The organism is Paenibacillus sp. cl6col (genome assembly GCF_900102125.1).
GTDB classification, from domain to species: domain Bacteria; phylum Bacillota; class Bacilli; order Paenibacillales; family Paenibacillaceae; genus Paenibacillus_B; species Paenibacillus_B suaedae.
The window spans coordinates 48,329-64,283 of the sequence record NZ_FNAZ01000008.1; the positions used below are offsets into that span (position 1 = coordinate 48,329).

At 47.3% G+C, this 15,955-nt stretch carries 14 protein-coding genes and 1 tRNA gene; 4 read left to right on the forward strand and 11 right to left on the reverse strand.

The window, feature by feature from the left end:
* Window positions 1-13 precede the first annotated feature (13 nt).
* Window positions 14-1,750, reverse strand: coding sequence for an ATP-dependent protease LonB (gene lonB, locus BLS15_RS20110; protein WP_021252332.1), 1,737 nt, complete (start codon window positions 1,748-1,750; stop codon window positions 14-16).
* Between the two features lie 102 nt (window positions 1,751-1,852).
* Entirely contained in the window at window positions 1,853-3,214 is a 1,362-nt protein-coding gene (locus tag BLS15_RS20115; RefSeq protein ID WP_090513639.1) for an alanine/glycine:cation symporter family protein, read from the reverse strand.
* Window positions 3,215-3,555: 341 nt separating this feature from the next.
* Here BLS15_RS20115 and BLS15_RS20120 point away from each other — a divergent pair, with 341 nt between their 5' ends.
* Both BLS15_RS20120 and BLS15_RS20125 read left to right on the forward strand, forming a co-directional pair.
* Window positions 3,556-4,617 carry a M23 family metallopeptidase gene (locus tag BLS15_RS20120; RefSeq protein WP_090513549.1) on the forward strand — a complete coding sequence of 354 codons (1,062 nt, stop codon included), beginning with the start codon at window positions 3,556-3,558 and terminating at the stop codon, window positions 4,615-4,617.
* 27 nt (window positions 4,618-4,644) lie between these two features.
* Window positions 4,645-5,049 (forward strand): bactofilin family protein, encoded by a 405-nt coding sequence (locus BLS15_RS20125; protein WP_021252335.1) that lies wholly within the window; start codon window positions 4,645-4,647, stop codon window positions 5,047-5,049.
* A 115-nt stretch (window positions 5,050-5,164) separates the two neighbouring features.
* On the opposite strand, the gene ispG is transcribed toward BLS15_RS20125, so the two are convergent.
* From ispG to BLS15_RS20150, 5 genes are all read right to left on the reverse strand, one after another.
* Window positions 5,165-6,262, reverse strand: coding sequence for a flavodoxin-dependent (E)-4-hydroxy-3-methylbut-2-enyl-diphosphate synthase (gene ispG / locus BLS15_RS20130; protein ID WP_021252336.1), 1,098 nt, complete (start codon window positions 6,260-6,262; stop codon window positions 5,165-5,167).
* Window positions 6,263-6,305: 43 nt separating this feature from the next.
* Window positions 6,306-7,553, reverse strand: coding sequence for an ATP-dependent protease ATP-binding subunit ClpX (gene clpX / locus BLS15_RS20135; protein ID WP_021252337.1), 1,248 nt, complete (start codon window positions 7,551-7,553; stop codon window positions 6,306-6,308).
* A 13-nt stretch (window positions 7,554-7,566) separates the two neighbouring features.
* Window positions 7,567-8,163, reverse strand: coding sequence for an ATP-dependent Clp endopeptidase proteolytic subunit ClpP (gene clpP, locus BLS15_RS20140; RefSeq protein WP_021252338.1), 597 nt, complete (start codon window positions 8,161-8,163; stop codon window positions 7,567-7,569).
* A 353-nt stretch (window positions 8,164-8,516) separates the two neighbouring features.
* A complete protein-coding gene (gene tig, locus BLS15_RS20145) occupies window positions 8,517-9,803 on the reverse strand; it encodes a trigger factor (RefSeq protein WP_021252339.1) in 1,287 nt (428 codons plus the stop codon).
* A gap of 172 nt (window positions 9,804-9,975) precedes the next feature.
* On the reverse strand, window positions 9,976-10,926 hold the full coding sequence (locus BLS15_RS20150) for a hypothetical protein (RefSeq protein ID WP_021252340.1): 951 nt from the start codon (window positions 10,924-10,926) through the stop codon (window positions 9,976-9,978).
* A 259-nt stretch (window positions 10,927-11,185) separates the two neighbouring features.
* Between BLS15_RS20150 and BLS15_RS20155 the strand changes: the two genes are divergently transcribed.
* A tRNA-Arg gene (locus BLS15_RS20155) sits at window positions 11,186-11,262 on the forward strand.
* A gap of 180 nt (window positions 11,263-11,442) precedes the next feature.
* Here the strand turns inward: BLS15_RS20155 and BLS15_RS29860 are convergent.
* The 3 genes from BLS15_RS29860 to BLS15_RS20165 all read right to left on the reverse strand — a co-directional run bounded on the left by BLS15_RS29860 (window position 11,443) and on the right by BLS15_RS20165 (window position 12,334).
* A complete protein-coding gene (locus BLS15_RS29860; RefSeq protein ID WP_260612424.1) occupies window positions 11,443-11,571 on the reverse strand; it encodes a hypothetical protein in 129 nt (42 codons plus the stop codon).
* 96 nt (window positions 11,572-11,667) lie between these two features.
* The gene (locus BLS15_RS20160) at window positions 11,668-12,018 is read right to left on the reverse strand and encodes a carboxypeptidase (RefSeq protein ID WP_254777380.1); all 351 of its coding nucleotides are present in this window, start codon (window positions 12,016-12,018) and stop codon (window positions 11,668-11,670) included.
* 7 nt (window positions 12,019-12,025) lie between these two features.
* Window positions 12,026-12,334, reverse strand: a complete 309-nt coding sequence (locus BLS15_RS20165; RefSeq protein WP_021252342.1) for a hypothetical protein — start codon at window positions 12,332-12,334, stop codon at window positions 12,026-12,028.
* A 205-nt stretch (window positions 12,335-12,539) separates the two neighbouring features.
* Between BLS15_RS20165 and asnB the strand changes: the two genes are divergently transcribed.
* Window positions 12,540-14,387 (forward strand): asparagine synthase (glutamine-hydrolyzing), encoded by a 1,848-nt coding sequence (asnB, locus tag BLS15_RS20170; RefSeq protein WP_090513555.1) that lies wholly within the window; start codon window positions 12,540-12,542, stop codon window positions 14,385-14,387.
* A gap of 99 nt (window positions 14,388-14,486) precedes the next feature.
* On the opposite strand, the gene BLS15_RS20175 is transcribed toward asnB, so the two are convergent.
* Window positions 14,487-15,794 carry a homocysteine synthase gene (locus BLS15_RS20175; protein ID WP_028533787.1) on the reverse strand — a complete coding sequence of 436 codons (1,308 nt, stop codon included), beginning with the start codon at window positions 15,792-15,794 and terminating at the stop codon, window positions 14,487-14,489.
* Between the last annotated feature and the right edge of the window lie 161 nt (window positions 15,795-15,955).

The following is a 15,955-nucleotide window of genomic DNA, read 5'->3' on the forward strand; positions in this document are numbered from 1 at the left end:
TTCCACAGGCCGATCAGCTATAGCTGCTCCCATCAGAAGAACTGCTATTCTTCTCCGATCCTTCTGCATGCAGCAACGGCAGCGAGGTGCCCGCGGCACGTTCGAACGGTTGCGGCTTATGCTGTGCATCTCCCTTCCATTCACTGCCGAATGCATGTTGGAAGCCTTCCTCAATGTGTTCGACGGGTATGACTTGCACTCCATCCAAGCCTGCGAAGATATCCTGCCAATTCTCCTTCGGAATAAGCACGCGAGTTGCTCCTGCTTGAAAAGCCGCTTCCACCTTGGCAAGTACGCCGCCGACCGGCTTAATGCGCCCATGAAGACTGATTTCACCTGTCATCGCAAGCTTATTGTCCACAGGCCATCCATTCAATGCTGATGCGATGGCAATCGCCATTGCCATGCCCGCGGATGGACCATCTACTGGCGATCCACCTGGGAAGTTAATGTGCAAATCGAAATTGGACGTCTCATGTCCCAGGCTGCGAAGCACGGTCAATACGTTCTCAATAGACCCCTTCGCCATACTCTTGCGGCGCAGCGTTCGGCTTCCACCGCCCAGCTCTTCTTCCTCGACAACACCCGTAATTGTATACTTGCCGTGCCCACTCTTCACGCGGATCGCACTCACTTCAATTTCCAGCAGCGCTCCCATGCTAGGACCGTATACAGCCAAGCCATTCACGAGACCTACCTGTGGTTCTGCGGGAACTTTGCGATCAGGACGCGGAGCAATCTGGCTGCTGTTGGCAACCCATTCAACATCAGCCGCATCAATCGATGTCCGCCCTTCTGACATCGCCAGTCCAGCCGACAGTTGGACAATATTCACCGCCTCACGCCCATTGGTCGCGTACTTTTTCACCATATCTACCGCTTCTGGCGAGTGCGGGAAGCCAATTTTCTTCAGCCCATTTTCTGCAATAGCTCCGATTTCATCAGGAAGCAGCGGCCTGAAGTAGATTTCCATACAACGTGAACGAAGCGCTGGCGGGAGTTCTTGGGAAGAACGGGTCGTCGCTCCCACAAGCCTGAAGTCCGCAGGCAATCCATTCTGAAAAATATCGTGAATATACGAAGGTACATTCGAGTCTTCCGAATTGTAATAAGCGCTCTCCAAAAATACTTTACGATCTTCAAGTACCTTCAACAGTTTATTCATCTGTATCGGATGAAGCTCTCCAATCTCATCAATAAACAGCATGCCCCCATGTGCCTTCGTCACCGCTCCCGGCTTCGGCTGTGGAATCCCAGCGACTCCCATCGCACCAGCACCTTGATAAATTGGATCATGAACCGAGCCTATTAATGGGTCGGCAATGCCACGTTCATCAAATCTTGCTGTCGTCGCATCGATTTCAGTGAACTTGGATTCCATTGTAAATGGCGAGCTTGCATTCTTCTTCGCTTCCTCCAGCACTACTCTCGCAGCAGCCGTCTTACCTACGCCTGGTGGGCCATAGATGATCACATGCTGCGGGTTCGAACTGCACAAAGCAGCTTTGAGCGCCTTCAATCCATCTTTCTGCCCAACAATATCACTCATGATCGCAGGTCTTGTCTTCTCTGCTAGCGGCTTCGTCAAGGAAATAGACCTTAGCTTGCGCAGCTTATCCATCTCCTTGCGCGATTCTCGATCAACAGCTGTGCGATTTCCTTTCTGACTGCGCAGCAGATTCCAGAAGTATATGCCAATAACTACGGCAAAGAACGCATTGATCAGCATCAATATTACGCTTAAATTCATCGTTTCATCCTCCCATAACGCCCTCGCAAGGACAAAAAAATCCGGCAAAGTTTACTACTTGGTAGTATTACCCTTTGCCGGATGCATTATAAGCGTATGTGATTATGAGTTATTATTTCTTTCCCAACATTCTGCATGCTTCAGTCCTGGAACAGAATCTGCATAGAAGACTGGCTCCTCGCCACGCTTACGCTGACCCATATAATCTTTCAAAGCCGCAAATGCCACTTTACCAAGCAGCATAATGGAAATGAGATTAATAAACGCCATGAAGCCCATGAACAAGTCTGCCAAATTCCATACTAGGGTCATCTTCGCAACAGAACCGAAGAGAACCATCGCTATGACACCTAGTCGATAGGCAAGCATCCAACCCTTTTTCTTCGTAATGAATTCGATGTTGCTTTGACCGTAATAGTAGTTTCCAATCAGCGAAGTAAATGCGAATAAAAAGACAGCTAAGCCAATAAAAATGTGCGCCCAATCTCCAACCTGAGCCGCAAGCGCATGTTGAGTCAATCGAATGCCGTTCTGCTCGCCCGTCGTCGAAATCCCGGAGAACAGGATAATGAACGCTGTTGACGAACAAACAAGCAATGTATCGACGAATACCCCAAACGACTGGATCAAACCTTGCTTGACTGGATGACTAACATGGGCTGTCGCCGCCGCATTGGGAGCACTACCCATTCCGGCCTCGTTCGAGAACAGACCGCGTTTAATTCCGTTCATTACTGCTGCACCTACACTGCCAGCCAACGCCTCCCCAAATCCAAAGGCATTTTGAATAATAGAAGCAAACACGCCCGGAATTTCTCTAAAATTCACGAACATGACGAACAAGGCAATCGCTATATAGGCTAGTGCCATGATCGGAACTACAGTCGCAGAAACCTTAGCAACCCGCTGAACCCCACCGAATATCGTCGGGATGACAAGAACTGCCAAGATAACCCCCATCCAAATCGGATCCAAGTTAAATATATCCTGGAATGCAGCACTTGCTGTGTTGGCCTGTACAGAATTAAAAACGAATCCGAAACTGAAAATAATGAGGACTGCAAAAATAATGCCTAGCCAGCGTGCGTTCAACGCTCGTTCCATATAGTAAGCTGGGCCGCCTCTGAAATCCTTGCCATCGCGCACTTTATACACTTGTGCCAATGTGGATTCGACGAACCCCGAAGCCGCGCCAATAATGGCAATCATCCACATCCAGAATACAGCGCCAGGGCCACCTAACGAAATGGCAATAGCGACTCCGGCCAAATTCCCCGTACCAACACGCGAGGCCGTACTCATTGCGAATGCCTGGAAGGAGGAAACGCCTTGTTTCTCACCGGAAGACTTTCCTTTATCCCGCCCCAACATAAGACGGAATGTTTCTTTAATCGCGGAAAGCTGCACGAAGCCTGTTCGGAATGAAAAATATAATCCTGCTGTTATCAGGACAAATATAAGCATCAAATACCACAAATCATTAAACTTTCCGATCCAATCCTGAATTTGATCGATCAATATATCGCACCTCTCTTATTGTCTAGTCCTGTTGCACGCTATATGTTAACTTTGCTAACACGTACTATCTGATTGTAGCCTAAATCGCAGGCAATGGCAAAATGTTTTTTATCATTTTTCAATTTGTGATAAAATTTACCTTTTCGTCATTCGACACAAACCGATTTTTATGTCGAATCGTTGCATTATCTACTTACTTTTCACCGAAAATCATGTACAATAGGAATGTTATGTAAACGTTTCTAGCTTATTTTACCTTTGTGTCGTTAAGGAGGAATCCTTGAATTATGACGAAATCAAACGATCGCCACTGGACATGGATGCTCATGCGAGGACCAAATCGGCCAGTTATTCAATACAGTATTCCAACTGTTGTGGTTAAACTTGTCATGTTTATTGTCATTGGCGGGATTAGCGCATTACTTTTATCGTTAGTCATTCAACGATTTACCATGTATGATATTGTTGCTCGTCATGAACAATTACAGCTTGAACTGCAGGAGAAGAATCAACTGTTAGCAGAGATGGACAAGCAATTATCCATTATTACCGCTTCTTCCAACGATATGAAACAGAAAATGGACAGAATCTCACAATGGGAACAGCAATTGCAATCCTATTTACAAGTCCCATCTGGCACTAACCCTCCAAAGAATAGCAAGCTATCACCTGGCACGGGTAAGCCCAATTCTATGTCAACCAAGCGCGACACGGCATCCTTGCCTTTGCCGCTAGGTGGTGAGTATATTATGCTTCCTGCATCTAAGTTGTCGACGCTTCGTTCTGCCGCTACAGAAGTGAACAGCAGCGACCAAAAGCCTGTCTCACCACTTGAAGCATGGGAGAACGTGAATAAGCAGCTCCATCATATGAATAAGAAGTGGCAGGATTGGGAACGAACAATGCCTCCTCTATTTAAGAATGCCGAAGCCTTCCAGCAGCAGTTGAACGCTACTCCAACCTTATGGCCAACAGGTAGCACACGAATCACCTCTCTTTTCGGAGAACGCAGTGATCCGTTTCAACGCAATGAAGCATTCCATGCTGGATTAGATATAGGCGGAGATACAGGCGATCCGGTCTACGCTACTGCCGAAGGGGTCGTCATTGATTCCGACAGGGATGAACTGAAGGGGAATTATATCATCGTGAATCATGGCAGCGGACTTACTACACGTTACTTGCACCTAAGCGAGAGAGTTGTGGCCAGCGGAGATTCGGTGAAAAAAGGGACACTCATTGGCAAAATCGGTACAACAGGTCGGAGCACAGGACCTCATCTACATTTCGAAATTCGTAAGAACGGACAGCCTATTGATCCAATGACTTATGTAAACACTCCTGAATAAGATTTTTATATAAGAAAGGAGCACGATATGTTCGCCAAATCCTCTGGCAAAAAAATTAGCGGAACCGACACCTTAATTGGACAGGCTACTACATTTGAAGGAAAGCTTGTATGCGAAACTGACCTACGGATCGAGGGAACCATTACTGGTGATGTTCATTGCAGTCAGAACGTAATTATTGGAGAGTCGGGCAAAGCCTATTCCCATATTCAAGCTTCCAGCCTAGTTATCGCAGGGTTCATGCAAGGTGATGTCAACGTCACAGAAAGTGTCATCATCGAGAGCTCTGGCAGATTGGAAGGCAATGTATTGTGCCAATCCTTCATTATCAAAGAAGGCGGCAAATTCAACGGAAACAGCAAAATGCAGCAAAATGCTCCCTCACTAACCAATGCTCCTATCGCTGAGGTTACTAACTCGTCTGACACATGAACGAGATCATTGAATTAGAAACTTGGATACAGACAAAGAAAACACCCACATGCGCCACTGCTGCATGTGGGTGTTCTTGTATCATACGATAACAAGATAGCTTCTTATATTTCGATTAGTGCTTACGCCCTGGAATCTGACCCGTACGCTCATATTCAGCGACGATATGGTCGATTTCCTTCTTCAACTCAGAGACAAGCTCTGCCTCCGGTACTTTACGAATCATTTCTCCGTAGCGGAACAACAGCCCTTCACCACGAGCTCCAGCGATGCCGATATCCGCTTCACGAGCCTCGCCCGGACCGTTTACCGCACAACCAAGCACCGATACCTTAATTGGAACTTTCACTTTGGAGATATACTCCTCTACTTCGTTCGCAATCGAGAATAAATCGATGTCAAGTCGACCGCATGTTGGACATGATACAAGTGTAGCTGCATTGGAAATCAAGCCGAAACACTTCAGCATCTCACGCGCAACCTTCACTTCTTCTACTGGATCCGCACTCAAGCTGACACGAACCGTCGAGCCAATTCCAAGTGATAACAAGGCTCCGAGCCCTGCCGCACTCTTAATCGTCCCTGAGAACAGTGTTCCAGCTTCTGTAATCCCTAAGTGAAGCGGGTACGGAATTACCTCAGCAGCCTTTGTATAGGCAGCGATGGCCATAGGCACATCTGATGCCTTCAACGAGACAATAATATCGTGGAAATCAAGTTCTTCTAAAATTCCGATATGGAATAGAGCACTTTCGACCATCGCCTCTGGCGTTGGATATCCATACTTCTCGAGCAGGTGGTTCTCCAGCGATCCTGCATTAACACCGATTCGAATCGGAATGCCGCGCTCTTTGCACGCCTTCACGACTGCTTCCACTTTCTCACGGCGGCCAATATTGCCCGGATTGATCCGAACCTTGTCAATACCGTTCTCAATCGCCTTCAAAGCGAGCCTGTAGTCAAAGTGAATGTCAGCAACGAGCGGAATCGAGATACGCTTCTTAATCTCCTTAATCGCATCCGCTGCTTCCTCATTGTTGACCGTAACCCGAACAAGCTGGCATCCAGCTTCTTCAAGTCGATGAATTTCCGCAACAGTGGCTTCTACATCTGCCGTCTTCGTCGTGCACATGCTCTGAATGACAACCTCATTGTTGCCGCCAATCGTTACATCGCCCACTTTTACAGCTCTAGTCTGATGTCGCAAATACATGATACATTCTCTCCCATGTCGGAAACGGACGGAAAAGCGCCTATTAGGCGCTTTCCTCTTGTTTCTTATCTGTCGTCAGTTCCGGAATCATTCGTTCTTTTACTACTTGCTCCGTAATGACACATGTTGTTACATCATCGCGCGATGGCACTTCATACATCACGTCAAGCATAATGCCCTCGATGATGGCACGCAATCCACGCGCTCCAGTGTTGCGCTTGATCGCTTCGCGAGCAATGGCTTCCAGTGCACCAGACTCGAAGTCAAGCTTCACATTGTCCATCTCAAGCAACTTCTGGTACTGCTTCGTCAGCGCATTCTTCGGCTCGCTCAAGATACGAACCAATGTATGCTCATCAAGCGGCTCCAACGTCGAGATGACTGGAAGACGCCCAACAAATTCAGGAATAAGTCCGAATTTCAGCAAATCCTCCGGAAGTGTCATCGTCAAGTATTCGCCAGGCTTCAAATCCTTCTGACCACCATCAGCATTGAAGCCAATAATTTTCTTCCCTACACGACGCTTGATAATTTGCTCCAGTCCGTCAAACGCACCGCCGCAAATGAACAAGATGTTCGTCGTATCAATTTGAATAAATTCTTGGTGAGGATGCTTACGGCCACCTTGCGGCGGAACAGAAGCAACGGTTCCCTCCAAAATTTTCAGCAATGCCTGCTGTACCCCTTCACCAGATACATCGCGTGTAATCGAAGGATTCTCGGATTTGCGAGCTACTTTATCGATTTCATCGATGTAAATAATACCGCGTTCCGCCTTCTCCACGTCATAGTCTGCCGCTTGGATCAGCTTCAGCAGAATATTTTCAACATCTTCGCCCACATAACCTGCTTCTGTAAGCGATGTGGCATCCGCAATTGCGAATGGCACGTTCAAGATTTTAGCCATGGTCTGCGCCAAAAGTGTCTTACCGGAACCAGTAGGCCCCACAAGCAAGATGTTACTCTTCTGCAGCTCAACATCCTCGATCTTGTTCTGGGTGTTAATCCGTTTGTAATGGTTATATACCGCTACGGACAACGACTTTTTCGCTATTTCTTGACCAATGACATATTGATCCAGAATCGCACGAATTTCCTTCGGCTTCGGTATATCCTTCAGATCAACTTCCTCTTCGTGACCGAGCTCTTCCTCTACAATCTCATTGCACAGCTCGATGCACTCGTCACATATATATACGCCAGGACCGGCAACCAACTTGCGTACTTGCTCCTGCGACTTGCCGCAGAACGAGCACTTCAATTGCCCCTTCTCATCATTAAATTTAAACAATCGGTGTCCCCCCTTACTTAAGCCCCGGGCTTGCCGGATGTAAAACTTGGTCAACAAGACCGTATTCTTTCGCTTCATCAGCGCTCATGAAGTTGTCACGATCCGTATCGCGTTCAATCTTCTCAATCGGCTGACCTGTGCGATCCACATATATTTGGTTCAGCTTATGTCTTGTCTTCAAGATCCAGTCCGCATGAATCTTAATGTCGGACGCTTGACCGCGCACGCCACCCAGCGGCTGATGAATCATGATCTCACTGTTCGGCAGAGCAATACGCTTGCCTGGTGCCCCAGCCGTCAGCAAGAGCGAACCCATACTTGCAGCCAAGCCTACGCAGATTGTAGATACGTCAGGTTTGATATGCTGCATCGTATCGTAAATTGCCATGCCGGCCGTAACTGAACCGCCCGGTGAGTTGATATACAAGAAAATGTCCTTCTCTGGATCATCTGCTTGAAGGAACAACAACTGCGCAATGACGCTGTTCGCTACGTCATCATCGATGGCGCTGCCCAGAAAGATAATGCGATCTTTCAGCAGACGCGAGTAAATATCATAAGAGCGTTCGCCGCGATTTGTCTGTTCGATGACCATCGGGATTAAATTCATGGTACCGACCTCTTTTCTTTACATAGCTTTACATTTCTATTCTAACATTTTCTGAACGTGGTGTCATTTTTACACCGATTACCATTATTCTATGTGCGGCAAATGCCCGTAATCCCTGCAAATAAGCTCTATATTCGTGACTTCTCGCGGGTCGGAATCGCCTAATATGTTACATACTGATTATGTACACCCTTTACTGGGTGGTGAAACGTTATGTAGTAAATCAAGAACTTACAATCCAGCAAACTTTCACCAGACAGGTGGTAAAAAATAAGGCACGCCCTTAAAAAGTAACGTGCCTTATCCTGTTACGCCGCTCTCACATGCATGATGCAGTTGCAGCCGATATGCAATTAATTCTTGCTGTTGTCCACAATGAACTTAACTGTTTTGCGAAGAGCTGCCTCTTCACGCAAGTTTTCAATCGTGCCGTTCTTCTCCAAGATGGAGCGGATTTCGTCCGCAGAACGTTGGTAAGAAGCTGCCATTTTATCAAGCTCTTCTTGCAGCTCTTCTTCGGAAATTGTGATGTTCTCTTCTTTCGCGATTTGCTCAAGAACGAGGTTGTTTTTCACACGCTTGTCAGCCTCTTGTTGCATTTGCTCGCGCAAGTCTGCAATCGTTTGGCCAGACAATGTCAAGAACATATCCATGTTCATGCCTTGCATGCGAAGACGGTTGTCCAAGTCTTTAACCATGTGCTGAATTTCAGTCTCGATCATCGCACGTGGAATTTCTACTTCTGCATTTGCAGATGCTTTTTCAACGAGCTCAGCTTCACGAGCTGCTTCCAGTTCGCGTCCTTTGCGCTCTTTCAACTGTTTTGTAAGATCAGCTTTGTACTCATCCAAAGTTTCGAACTCGCTAACATCTTTAGCGAACTCATCATCAAGCTGTGGAAGCTGCTTGCGCTTGATTTCATGAACTTTCACTTTGAATGTTGCAGGCTTGCCAGCCAAGTTCTCTGCATGGTAGTGCTCAGGGAATGTAACTTCAACATCTTTGAAGTCGCCTGTCCCAAGACCAATCAATTGATCTTCGAATCCAGGAATGAACGTGTTAGAGCCAAGCTCCAATGTGTAGCGCTCACCTTTGCCGCCTTCAAATGCTTCGCCATCAACGAATCCTTCGAAGTCCATAACAACGCTGTCGCCTTTTTGTGCTGTCTCTTCGTCAACGATAACGAGTTCAGCATGACGCTCTTGCAGACGCTTCAATTCAGCGTCAAGCTCTTCTTCCGTAACTTCAGCTTCTTTAGCTTCTACTTCAAGACCTTTGTAGTCGCCAAGCTTCACTTCAGGCTTAACTGTTACTTTTGCTTTGAACTTGAACGTTTTGCCTTTTGCAAATTGTTCAACTTCGATTTCCGGCTGATCAACCGGTTGGATGTTTGTTTCTTTCACTGCTTGTGTGTAAACTTCGCCCAAGATGATGTCAATTGCATCTTGATACAAGCTCTCTACACCATATTTTGCTTCGAAAATTGGGCGAGGTACGCGACCTTTGCGGAAGCCAGGAACGTTAACACGCTTGGACACTTTTTTGAATGCCAAGTCCAATCCTTCTGCTACGCGATCTTCATTAACCTCTACTTCCAATACCCCAATGTTCTTCTCTATTTTTTCCCAAGTTGCTTTCATTTTATGCCTTCCCCTCCAAAAAAAGATCATGGCTAGAGTGTACCTAACATAACACGTCCAGAATAACCATTTTAGTATAGCCGACTACGATAACTTTTTCAAGGAGGGCGTCATTCCCACATTCGGCCTTCCACGAAAGCGCTATCGACCGTTCATTGCTTAGCCTCAGATCCTATGACTGTACGCGCAATGATCGATTTAATGATCGGAGCGCTAGCTCATATTGCACACGCAGTTCATTCGTGACACCGTACAGCTGCTTCACTTCCACTTCTTCGTCGACACGCAGCATTCGAGCCACGATGAAATGCAGCGCCGCCGCCCAAGCGTTCGAATCCTCTTGCCCATGCCCGCACAACTGTTCATAGGATGGAGAACCGTATATATGCTTCAAATACTGCTGCCATATCTCCTGAGCAAAATAAGCGAGAGAAGGCTCTCTTACAGAAGCAGCCTCGTTCACACGCACCGCTGGTGCCTTGGTGGCCTCTGGGAACCCCGAATTATCAAGCGGAGTATCCTCTATTTGTACGACCAGCGACTCCTGCCCGCGAGGGAAGCGGATTTCTCCATGCATTCCCCGTCTCTTCATAACTTGAAGAATTCCGAATTGAAGCAAGGAGTTAAGGTTCTCCTCTTTGAGCAGTTTAGCCAAAGCTTCATCAACACCCGGATCTTCTGCTGCTGCAAGCTGCTCAAGAATAAGGAGCTTGCGGTCATCCATCTCTCCCTCTACAAGGGTAGCAAACAATCGCTCTGTATATTGTCCGTCCGCATTCAGCTTCTGCTGGAATTGGCGTCGCAGGATATCTTGTTCGGTCTCTTCAGACTCCTCTTCCGGTGTGGACTCCGGCCAACTGGCTATTCCCTCAGCCATATTCAAATCACGAGCAGCACGTTCTGCCTCCGGGAACGCCGACACGAGCCATTGCAGCAGCGCGTCCCACTCTTCCCGAATCCGTTCGTCCTCACCATCACATGTCAGCAGGAATTGAAGAAGGGCAATTGCTTCGCCGTAACGCTCAGATTCCAGCATCCGTGTCAACTCAATTTGGTAGTAATCATGAGTTTTCGGAAACAGGATGACATTATTCTTTGCCGGCTCTTTGTAATCTTCTGTCATACGAACACCTGCTTTCTGTACTGCGCCTATGTATTACGATAATCTCTCCTATGTATGCAGCTCGTTCTCCCTCAATTAGGTGAGCTTCTTATATGATGTATTATACCATATTCACTCTTTATCCTGCGCGGTCACCATATGTGCTTTCCTAACACTCAAACTGTAAAAGATATGTAAATTAATATTTTTTTCATTTTCCTATTGCTAAGAGTCAATTTCTTTGATACAATCATTTATGTTCTAAATTTAACTTATTCATGTCCCAGTAGCTCAGCTGGATAGAGCAACGGCCTTCTAAGCCGTCGGTCGGGGGTTCGAATCCCTCCTGGGACGCCATTCATTTGCTTACTAATATACATGAACATGCCTCACAGAACCTTTTATTGGTTGGTGAGGCTTTTTTTTATTTCCCACTCACATCGATCCCAGAATACCTCTGCATGAGAGGCTCTGCTTATCGCAGAGCCTTGTATAATTGCCGCCTTCTTTTGATACAGAACTTACTTATTTTCTTATTTACTTATTGTGAAACTCCCAATGGTTCTTCTCGCCTGGATGCTTGAAGTTTTTCGATAATACGGCATCCGCATGTTTCTTTTGATGGGCATATTTATTGCCCTTGTTTTGCTTGAATTGCTCTGACATCGTTTCTCACCTCCCTTCATCGTTCCTTGATCATTTCTTTCCACGAAGCCGATGATAAGAAAGCGAACCATTTCCGCTGCATGATAACGGATAGCATTACGTGTCTAATTGAAACAACTCATCCACTGCTGCTCGAACTTCTGTGGAACCTAAGACAGCATCAACAATCGAATCGCGATCACTGCAGCTGATTTCGTTATTGCTTATCATGAATTCCTCCGCAGCGATTTCCTCGAAGGCGTTATGCAAATTGTTGTCATACCAATCTGCTTCATAATGCGCATCGTTGCGCAGAAGGCGAACAATCTCATAACCACCATCTCGTACAGGAGCCACATACGCAAGCAGAGGAGTCTCCTTGTCATCATCAGGGATAAGTCCTACTTCTGCACACAGACGCCCTTCGATTTCAACAGGACGACGAAATTTCGCAGCCTTAAATTCCATTATTGACTCACTCCTTATTTAAAATTTGCTCCACAAACCGCTTGGTATCAGTAGTCCCGAATTTGTATATGTAGGCATATACTTTGTTGAGGTTATGCTGATACGGAACGTTAATCGTATCATCCGATAGGCTTGTCAATAACAAGAGGCTATCCCGCATCTGATCCGTTTCGGCATCCCCCACTTCATTCAGCAGCCTTTGAAGCTCATCCCTTTCCGCTTCATTTACATGGACTACAAATTCATAACTCCCTGCATGTTGTTCCGCAACAACAGAATGATTCTGTACGGATACATAATAAGGCTGACGCTCCATGGAGCACCTCCTTTCCATTTAAGGGCCATTGCCTCGCCCTGTTTACTTCGGGGTTCAGCTTTTATGTGAAGCTTTTTTTATCATCTCCCGATGGACATACATCTTATGCCGATTTGCGCATACCCATGGTATTATCTCAATCTTCCAGCATGCCGGTGCTCGTTCTTCCGGTTGGACAGATTGGTGCGGAAAGGATGAACGTAACATGTGTGGAATTACAGGATGGATTGACTGGAACCGTGATTTGACCCAATGTTCTGGTGTTGTCGAACAAATGACCGCAACATTATCCGCTCGTGGGCCGGATGCGAAGGGAACATGGTTAACCAGTTCATGTGCGCTGGGGCACCGGCGCTTATCTGTCATTGATCCCGGGAATGGCGCCCAGCCGATGATTCGGCACACGGAGCAAGGGGTGTTTGCCATTGTATATAATGGCGAACTGTACAATATGAAGGAATTAAGAAAAGAATTAATCAGCCGCGGGCATTCATTTGTCACGCAGTGTGATACGGAAGTGCTGCTTGTTGCCTATTTGGAGTGGAAAGAGGCTTGTGTTGAACGATTTAACGGTATCTTTTCCTTTGCAATATGGGATGAAACGGAAAGACATCTGTTCATAGCTCGTGATCGGCTCGGGGTGAAGCCATTGTTCTATTCACAGGGCGAGGGCTGGTTCGCATTCGGTTCTGAGCCTAAATCATTGCTTGCTCACCCGGACATCGAACCGGTTATCGGGCTGGAGGGAGCCGCTGAATTATGGATGATTGGTCCCGCTCGAACCCCGGGACACGGTATATACCAAGCGCTATCAGAACTGCGGCCAGGCCACACCTTGAAGTACAGTCCGGATGGTCTTAGAATTCATTGCTACTGGAAGCTGGAGAGCATCCCGCATGAAGAGGACGCCGAGCAGACAGCTAGACATGTGCGTGAGCTGCTGGAGGATACCGTTGAGCGGCAGCTCATCTCTGATGTACCCGTCTGCACCTTGTTATCTGGCGGGCTGGACTCCAGTGCGCTGACGGCCCTTACCGTTCAACATTACGAGCGGCATAATCTTGGCCAAGTGCATACGTACTCGGTCGATTATGTTGATAACGATCTGTACTTCCAATCACATGCATTTCAGCCCAATGCCGATGAGCCCTGGATTTACCGTATGGTGGAGGAACTTGGCACAACCCATCATTGGATCAAATTCGATACCCCTGAGCTTGTCACCTCCCTAGAACAGGCTGTGAAGGTTCGTGATTTGCCAGGCATGACCGATATTGATGGTTCTCTCCTCTTATTCTGTAAGGAAATCAAGCAAGGCGCCACTGTCGCTCTCTCCGGCGAGGCGGCCGATGAAGTATTCGGCGGATATCCTTGGTTCCATCGAGAAGATGCCCTGAATGCCGGTACCTTCCCGTGGGCACTAGCTACCCCACTGCGTTCCAGCCTCCTGAAGCCTGAAGTCGCTTCCTTGCTTCGCGCAGAGCAGTACGTAGCCGATCGGTATGCAGATGCCGTTCGCGAAGTCCCTGTGCTGCCTGGCGAAGATGCACAAGCCGCCAAGATGCGGGTCATGTCCTATCTCAATATTACCCGGTTCATGCCTACCTTGCTGGATCGCAAGGACAGAATGAGCATGGGGGTAGGATTAGAAGTTCGTGTACCTTATACAGACCACCGCCTCGTCCAGTATGTATTCAACATTCCATGGAGCATTAAGACATATGGTGGGCGAGAGAAGGGTCTGCTTCGCAAAGCACTTGAAGGCGTATTGCCGGAAGATGTGCTGTACCGCAAGAAGAGCCCTTATCCGAAAACCCACAATCCGAACTACTTGAATACCGTTCGTCGTCTTGCGTTGGAGCGGCTGGATGACACATCATCCCCACTCCATCAATTTGTGAATGTGGAGCGAATCCGCAGTATCGCAGCCTCTGAGGAAGCGAGCTCGAACTTTCCTTGGTTCGGTCAACTTATGTCCGGCCCTCAATTATTTGCTTATTTGCTTCAAATGGACACTTGGCTGCGAGAATACCGCATTCGTGTAGCATGGTAACCTGAAACCTGAAGCCCACAAGAGCTCATCATCCAATAAAAAGAAGACACACGGGATACGCAGCAGCGTATCCCGTGTGTCTTTGTTTTTTATGGCTTCTTATTTGACAGCAGCAGGCTGACTTGCACGGATCGCCTGATCCAAATCAAATAAGATATCGTCAATGGATTCCGTACCGATAGATAAACGAATAAGTCCTGGATTTACACCTGCAGCAATTTGCTCATCTTCACTCAATTGCTGATGCGTTGTGCTGGCAGGATGGATAATGAGCGACTTCGAATCACCAACATTCGCAAGATGAGAGAAGAGCTTGACGTGATTGATCACTTGTCGTCCTGCTTCGATTCCGCCCTTAATCTCAAATGTTAAGATGGCACCCTGGCCCTTCGGCAAATACTTCTGTGCAAGCTCATAAGATGGATGGCTAGACAGACCACTGTAGCTGACCGACTGTACACCTTCATGTGCTTCAAGGAACTGAGCAACCTTCAATGCATTCTCACTATGGCGCTCCATACGCAGGTGAAGCGTCTCGAGCCCTTGAAGAAGCAGGAATGCGTTGAATGGAGAAATGGCAGCTCCCATATCTCGCAGCAATTGCACACGTGCCTTAATAATGTATGCGATTGGCCCAACAGCATCCGTGTATACAACTCCATGATAGCTAGGATCCGGCTCTGTCAATCCCGGGAACTTATCATTGGCAGCCCAATTGAACTTGCCTCCATCTACGATTACTCCGCCAATCGAGGTGCCATGACCGCCAATGAACTTCGTTGCGGAATGAACAACAATATCCGCACCATGCTCAAGGGGGCGAAGCAGGAATGGGCTTGGGAATGTATTGTCTACGATGAGCGGAATACCATGATCATGTGCGATATCGGCTACTGCCTCGATATCGAGAACATCGCCCCTAGGGTTGCCGATGACCTCCGCATACAGCGCCTTCGTCTTGCTCGTAATCGCCTTGCGGAAGTTTTCCGGATCGCTGGAATCAACGAACCGAACCGTAATGCCGAGCTTCGCTAATGTTGTCGAGAACAGATTATACGTTCCGCCATACAGACTCGTCGCAGAGACAATCTCATCCCCTGCTCCCGCGATATTCAATATAGCGTACGTAATCGCAGCCTGACCAGAGGCAGTAGCCAGCGCCGCTGCACCGCCTTCCAAAGCAGCAACCCGCTTCTCAAACACATCTGTTGTAGGGTTCATCAACCGTGTATAAATGTTGCCAAATTCCTTCAAAGCAAATAAATCCGCAGCATGATCAGTATCCTTGAACGCGTAAGACGTTGTTTGATACAGCGGAACCGCGCGGGACAATGTAGTCGGGTCAACCTCCTGTCCAGCATGCACAGCTAAAGTTTCCAATCCGAATTCACGTGGAGCTTTACTCATCTTCAACCAATCCTCCTTCGCCTTATTGCCCATTATTTTCTCATATTTTTCCGTTGTTGGAAAGTATAAATCCTGAGTATTTTGATATGAAAAAAAGGACAACTTAACTAACTATGTAGTCAGGTGCCCTCCGATGCTTGTTATTCCGTTGTAAATAGGTT